Origin of the sequence: Kamptonema animale CS-326, from assembly GCF_028330895.1 — a bacterium.
Taxonomy (GTDB): Bacteria; Cyanobacteriota; Cyanobacteriia; order Cyanobacteriales; family Microcoleaceae; genus Kamptonema; species Kamptonema formosum.
Window position 1 is genome coordinate 1 of sequence record NZ_JAQMUA010000140.1, and the last position, 5,763, is coordinate 5,763.

General features: G+C 46.1%; 1 protein-coding gene. It reads right to left on the minus strand.

Going from position 1 to position 5,763, the window contains the following annotated elements:
• Nucleotides 1–107 precede the first annotated feature (107 nt).
• Nucleotides 108–5,763: Ig-like domain-containing protein (locus PN499_RS08490; RefSeq protein WP_272031362.1), on the minus strand; the 5,656-nt coding region annotated here is incomplete at its 5' end.

The window sequence follows — 5,763 nt, forward strand, 5'->3', positions numbered from 1 at the left end:
GCGTTACGTAATCGTGCGTAAGTCCTGAAGCTGAGATTGGGCAGGCTATGGCCACGCAACAAAGGGTCTAGGCATTGTCTAAACTAAATTTGCTGTGGGAACCTATCCTAAATCAGCATGAAATTAGCCGCTGTAATCGCAGTTTTACTCACACCAATCATCACAGCTAACTGCTCCCCTGTTAACAGGTTTTTGATGATAGTTCCCTGAGTATTTTCAATCATTTCTAACTGGCTAAAGCTCAATCCTCCACCTAATCCAATTAAGTCTTGGCCGATGGTGAAATCACCAATGACATCAAAGCCATGACCAGCTTTTAAGACAAAGACATCGTTACCGCTACCACCAATTAAACTGTCATTTCCTAAGCCTCCGTCAAGAAGATCGTCACCTTTGCCACCAGTGAGAGTATCGTTATCTCCACCTCCGTAAACCGTATCATTTCCTTCACATCCAGCTAAGATATCATCCTGTTGATTTCCACTGATTAAGTCATTACCTACACCGCCACAGATGGTATCATTTCCCTTCTGTCCAAATAGGTTGTCATCACCTTCGCCGCCCAGAATTATGTCGTTAGCTTTGCCACCGTATAGAATGTCATTATTCTTGCCACCATCAATGAAGTCATCATCGTTGTTGCCCGAAATGATGTCATTACCTTCGCGACCATTTAGCAAGTCATTGCCTTTACCTCCGAAGATTAAATCGTCACCTAATTCGCCAAGGATAATGTCGCTACCTGCGTCTCCATAAAGGATGTCATCGCCCTTACCTCCCGTGATGAAGTCGTTGCCTTGGTTGCCGTTAAAGATGTCTTTACTCTCGCCACCATAGAGGTTGTCATCGCCAGATTTGGCATCGAATATATTGCCAGTGTTGGTGCCAAGGAATTGATCGTTTTTGGAGAGGTCTATTGAAATTTCCGAGCCACCGAGTATGGTGTTTTCAACTTGATTTGGTCGATTGAATTCGGGATAGGTAATTTTGTCGCAGATGCAGTCATCGTCTGGGATGTTATTTGTTATTGATGTTATTGGCGTGGGAATTGGTGTTTCTGATGGGGCTGAAGTAGTAGGTGTTGGGATTTCGGTGCCAGTTTCGGTGCCGGGGGTGGTGCCGATTTCCTCAGAGGTAGGATCTTCTGAAACGATCAGATCTTGAAGGTTGAGCGTCTCAAGGGTGGGGCGAACAGTGGGGTCATTAACCTTCACCTTCTCCATCCGAGCCAGAATTGCCTCTTTGGTGTTGTTAGCAAGGAACTCTTCAACCGTCACAGTTCCCGCAGCCAAATCGGATAAACCGACAGCTATTTGACCTACAGATACCGCCTGCAACTTGGTAATTTCAAGGGCAATATCTTTGATGGGGCGACCACTAGCAATGAGATCCTTGACTATTTGATTGCCCAGAGCCATGATTTTAGCGGCAGCAGTGGCACTAGCAACCAGTTGTGTCGGGTTGATTTTGGGGTCAGACTGTGCTGCTTTGGTAATGGCTGCTTGGAGAATAGCCAAGATGGTTTCTGTTTTACCTAAATCTACAGAAGTGCTGCTCTTGGCTTGATTGGCGATCGCACTAATCCCATTAAATGCGAGTTGAGCAACTGCTGTTTCCGAAACCCCCTCGATGAATTTCGCTGTCTGGACAATGGTGTTTTGCACCATAATCATCGAACCAAACACCGATATACCATTTGTGTCCTCTTTGGCGATCGCTTCGAGGGGGTCATAACTGCCCAAGTTAACGTCTGCGGGCAATCCTAACGCTGCTTTTACCTGAGTTTCCGCCGTTGCTGGGTCAGTCCCTTGGCGCACCAACTCGGCAATAATCGTCGTTAACGGGGTGACAACCGTTGACTCTAGGGTAGAAGTGAGTGGTGTAGCCATCGGCAAACCAGTTGCAGCATCCACCCCGCCAAGAATGTCCATGCCTCCCATCAGAACAAACTGGCCTTCATTGTAGTCGAGTTCGCCGTTTTTGTTGATATCAAACTTTTCGATATCTACGTTCAGATCGAAGCTGCCATCTGCCACCGTAATGGTAAAGGATTCATCCTCATCCAACACCCCGTTTAAGTTGGCATCGAAGAACACTTTACCGTTGGAAATGTAACCGTCGATAACGCGGCTGCTGTAGTATTTCCTGACTTGAGCAGTCGTAAGCTTTTCCGTTATGGTACTGACAGGGTCAGACTTATACTCGAAATTCTCAACCCCACTCACGATTTTGACATCGCCATTCGGAGCAACAATTAGCCATCCCGTCGGTGTCTCCGTGAACTTATAGTCTTCCTTCTTGCCGGCCAAGAGCGAGGTATCGTTGCCAGCGCCACCGTTAATGGTATCATTACCAGTCCCAGGATCGAGGTAATCGTTGCCATCGTCGCCCTCTAGACTGTCATTACCTTCTCCACCATTCAGAGTGTCATTACCAGTCCCAGCGGTGAGAAAATCATTGCCGCCCTCTCCTTTAAGGATGTCATTGTCCTCATGACTATAGAGCGTATCGTTGCCGTCACCACCATAGAGGTAGTCTTTACCCCTAAAACCCTCAAGGAAGTCATCGCCCCCTCGACCAAACAGCGTGTCATTACCTGTATCACCGTCTAGAGAGTCGTTCCCGTCAGCACCATCGAGGTAGTCATCGCCCGAACCGCCCAAGAGTTTGTCATTGCCATCCTCACCACTGAGAACATCTTTACCATCCCCACCATTGAGAACATCGTTGCCCTTTCCACCAAAGAGATAATCATTGCCCTTTCCACCTTCAAGGGTGTCATTGTCCCGGCTACCGTCATAGCTTTGTCCCTGTTTTCCGTTGTCTTCGCCATAGAGAACATCGTCCCCATCTCCACCTCGGAGATAATCGTTATCTCCCTGACCATAGAGAATGTCATTGCCATTTCCACCATCAAGGGTGTCATAACCCGTGTAGCCGTGGATCTCGTCGTCGCCATCCCCACCCTGAAGCACATCATCGCCCGTGAAACCATCGATACGATCGTTGCCACCCCCGCCATATAAAATGTCATTGCCCTCATCGCCATGTAAAATGTCACTGCCGTCATCACCGTACAGGTAATCGTTATCCTCGTTACCAGACAGCCAGTCATTTCCCTCTAGACCAGAAAGTGTGTCTTTGTCCAATCCACCTAGGAGTTTGTCATTGCCCTTATCACCGAACAGGCGATCAATATCTTCATCTCCCTTGAGGAGATCGTCACCATCCCCACCATAGAGATAGTCCCTGCCCCAAGCACCCTCTAACAGGTCATTTCCCCCATCGCCAGACAATTTATCGTTGCCATCGTTACCTTCGAGTCTGTCATTGCCACCCCAACCTTCTCCTGTGTCATTGCCACTCCCCAATACAAGCCAGTCATCTCCACCTAGACCTCGAACATAGTCATCACCATGCTTTGCGTCAAAGAAGTCGTTCCCATCAAAAACGACTTTCCCATTACCAAACAAGTCGATCCGATCATTCAGCCATACGTCATTGGAATTATCCAACGGGTCGCCACCTCCCAATCCGAAGAACTTAAGCGCACTGTTAAACCCACTGGTAAAAAATTTACCAACTGTATTGAAGGTATCGAGTACACCTGATGAAACACTATTAAATCCATTAACCACACCATCAATGGCAACATTTACAGCCTGAGTGACTGCACCCAGAACATCGCCCATTACACCTTCAAACAAATCTTCGACACTTCTCAGAGGAGCGAGTGATAGGGTATATTCTTTACCGCCCAGCTTCCCAGCCTGAATCTTTAATTTCACTTCGGAACCACTAGGTTTACCATCCGAGGTAATCGTAAGATCTGCACCAATATTGCCAAGTACGGGGAGATCGACGCCTATACTACCTGTAACGTTTAGCTTGCCGTCCTTGATGCTGATGTTGGCATTGGCAAGCTCTCGACCGAAAATTTTGGCTGTCCCTCCGATTTTGATATCAGTTGCATCTTTGATATCAATTATTGCGTTCTCGATTGAGAAGGCTCCGAATAAGTCAAGCTTTCCTTCAACTTTCAGCCCATTACTATCAGCATTGATCTTAGCTCCGGCAATTTCCCGCCCCAGAATCTTCACTGAACCCGATCCACTGGCAGTCTTCTTGGCAATATCAACTGAAAAATCGTTAATATCTAGTGCTACGACTCCAAAATTCAAAAGAAACTTTTTGATTTTGGCACTCGTACTTGTAAACTCAACGTTCGCTTTAGCAACGGTCTGGCCAAAAATCACAAGTTGCCCATCACCTTTAAGATATTGTTCAGTAGGACTGACCTTGAGTGCAAAATCCAAAGTCTTATCGTTAGGACCATCCGCACCTGTAAGCTTCAAAAATTCCCAGTCAATTTCATCAATCTTTAAAGTTCCCTCTAAACTTTGGTTGCTTTTATTGTAGGGATTAGCGTTAAGACTTAGAGTAGCTTTTTTTCCCCAAGCCTCTACCTGACCATTGATGCCAAGACCTTGTTTTAATTCTGTCTCAACAATTTTTGTGTTTACTGGGACTAGCTTGAGGAGTGGATCGAGTTCTGTATCTGCATCAGGACCATCGATAGAAACAATATTGACATTCAAGGTTTCCTTCAAAAACGATTCTGCCTTCTTGACAAAATTGACTTGTTCACCCACTTGGTTGATGAGATAAGAGCCAACTGGTCCAGCCCAAAGGTCAACTATATTGATAGCCTTATTCGCGGTTAATTCCACAGCAAATTTCTTTGGAGCGTTGGAACTCACAAAGAAAGCGGACTTGATATCCAAGTTCCCAAACTGCAAATCTCCCACGAATCCAACATTATCAACCCAAGGAGGGGCGTAGGTTCCACCCAGTTGTAATGCTAAATTCCGAATTTCCGAATTAGGTAAGCCAAAGGGGTTTTTCCAAGGAGTAGTGGCAGTGAGTTGAAGCGCACCAGTAATTGATTTTGGATCGAACTCTACCCCACCCGAAAATGTTAATTCAGGTTCGTTATTTTGAGTGGGATCGTAACCGTTAAGAACAAAACTCCCTCCAATGCCGAAACTAGGGGGTGAAGTTCCGTCTGCCGTGACGTTTAATTTAGCACCAGCGAGTTCAAGCGAGAATGGATCGACCTTCAAAAGTGTCAGTTTTTCGGGGCTTAAATTAGCACCAACGCTCACTTTTGAGAGAGGGCCTGTTTCAACCTCGGTTGTAAGCTCTACCTCTTTAATTTTTAGCTGCTCGTTAATGAAGTCTAAGAAATTCGTCTGACCATCATTTTTTGCTGCCTCAAAGTTCACTTTTCCAGTGAATTCGTAGGTAGGAGTGCTCGTATTCAGCTTGGATATTGTTACGCTGGGTTTGCTTATAGGTATTGTGAAATCGCTTGCAATCTTTGCGACGAGGGGAAGGACTCCGAAGGAACCGAAAGGTACGTTCCCGTCATAGGCAACAGTTAGTTTTTTGTTTTCATATTCAGCGGTTAATGGGTTGACCTTTGCTATAAGCTCTTGGAGGACTGTTTTTGCTGCATTAGGTACAGGAATGCTCTTATTGTTCAGGTAAGCCTCTAGCTGGCTCCAGTTATATATTCGAGGATCAGTCGGGTTCAAAGTGGTGCCGGTGGGGGTTGTTGCGGCAGCCGTGGTAAAATTCCAAGCAGTTGCGCCTGTAGTGCCGGCATAATTATTACCTGCTAAGTCTTTAATTGCACCAGCAGCAATTTCAACGTAATAATCAGTACCTGCTAGCAAGTCAGCAGTCGGATTAACTGTAACA